This window comes from Mycobacterium sp. SMC-21 (genome assembly GCF_045310825.1).
GTDB lineage: Bacteria > Actinomycetota > Actinomycetes > Mycobacteriales > Mycobacteriaceae > Mycobacterium.
Genome location: NZ_JBJIAO010000107.1, coordinates 1 through 1,254, shown reverse-complemented (window position 1 = coordinate 1,254; position 1,254 = coordinate 1). Strand labels below are relative to the sequence as shown.

Here is a 1,254-nt window from a genome sequence, read left to right as displayed (position 1 = left end):
TGGCGGGTGTCATGCCCGTTCGGCTGACATAGGTCCGGGCAAAGGTGCGTGGCGTCATCCCGGCCTTTTCCGCAAGGGTCTCGACCTTGAGGTCGCTCGTGATGTTCTCGATGATCCAGGCATGCAGCGCACTGAAGCGTCCCTCGACGTCGGACGCCTGGGCCGCAAGGACGGTCGAGAACTGGCTCTGACCGCCCGGCCGCTTCAGGAACACCACAAGTCTGCGCGCGACGTCGAGCGCGATGGTGTGGCCGAAATCCTCCTCGATCATGGCGAGCGCCAGGTCGATCCCGGCGCTGACGCCCGCCGACGACCAGACATGTCCATCCTTGACGAAAATCGCGTTGGGCTCGACGCGGATGCTGGGAAAGCTGTCCTGCAAGCGAGGACAATAGCGCCAGTGCGTTGCAGCACGCTTGCCGTCGAGAATTCCGGTCCAGGCCAGTGCGAATGCGCCGAGGCAGACCGATGCGATACGGCGCGCCTCCGGCAGTGCCTGCGCAATCCAGTCCATCAACGCGGCGTCGTTGCGGATCTTCCAGATGCCTGGCCCGCCGGGGATGACCAGCGTGTCGACTTCGGCAGGCGCGATACTGGTGATCGGCGCCGTGTCGATCATCATCCCGACATCGGTCGGCACCAGGCCGCCTGACGTCGACAGGTAGGACAGCGAGTAGTCCGGTCCAGGGAGTTCGATGGCCTCGAGCTCCGCGAACACCTGAGCCGGCCCCGAGATGTCGAGCAATGTCACGCCCGGAAAGGCAACGATCGCGATCCGCCGCGTCGCTTTCCTGTCGCGCGGCTCAGGCCGGGGCGGTTTGGCAGTTTTCGAGGGCATATTGTCCTTTAAGCCATTCGAGGCCGCCCTGTATAGCTCGCGATAGAATTCTGGAGTTCTGCCATGTCGCGAAATCTGGGCAGTGGATACGAGGCGATCAAATCGCCTTGGACGGATTACGCGATTTACAGCCTGCCCGACGCCTCCCGGATCGAAGCCTGCGACCGTCAGCCGCTGATGGACGCCATGAACGGTATCATTGCCGTCAACTGGCAGGCCACCGAGCCGCATTGGACAGCAACCTCCTCGCCGTTCGACCGGAAGTACAGCCTGGTCCTCGTCTATGACGGCTCCGGGCTCGTGGCCTTCTCGGTCTACCGCATCCTGCAGATGTCCGCCGGACTTGGAATTTATCGTAGCGGCACGGAAGTGCTCCCGGCGCATCAGGGCCGCGGATTGTACGGCTTCTTCACCGC

At 63.3% G+C, this 1,254-nt stretch carries 2 protein-coding genes; one reads left to right on the top strand and one right to left on the bottom strand.

Features of this window, described 5'->3' with window-relative positions; translation table 11 throughout:
- On the bottom strand, positions 1-751 hold a 751-nt coding region (locus ACJH6H_RS29745), incomplete at its 3' end, for a GlxA family transcriptional regulator (RefSeq protein ID WP_406776396.1).
- A gap of 150 nt (positions 752-901) precedes the next feature.
- Here ACJH6H_RS29745 and ACJH6H_RS29740 point away from each other — a divergent pair.
- Positions 902-1,254, top strand: a 353-nt coding sequence (locus ACJH6H_RS29740) for a hypothetical protein (protein ID WP_406776395.1), incomplete at its 3' end; no start/stop codon positions are given.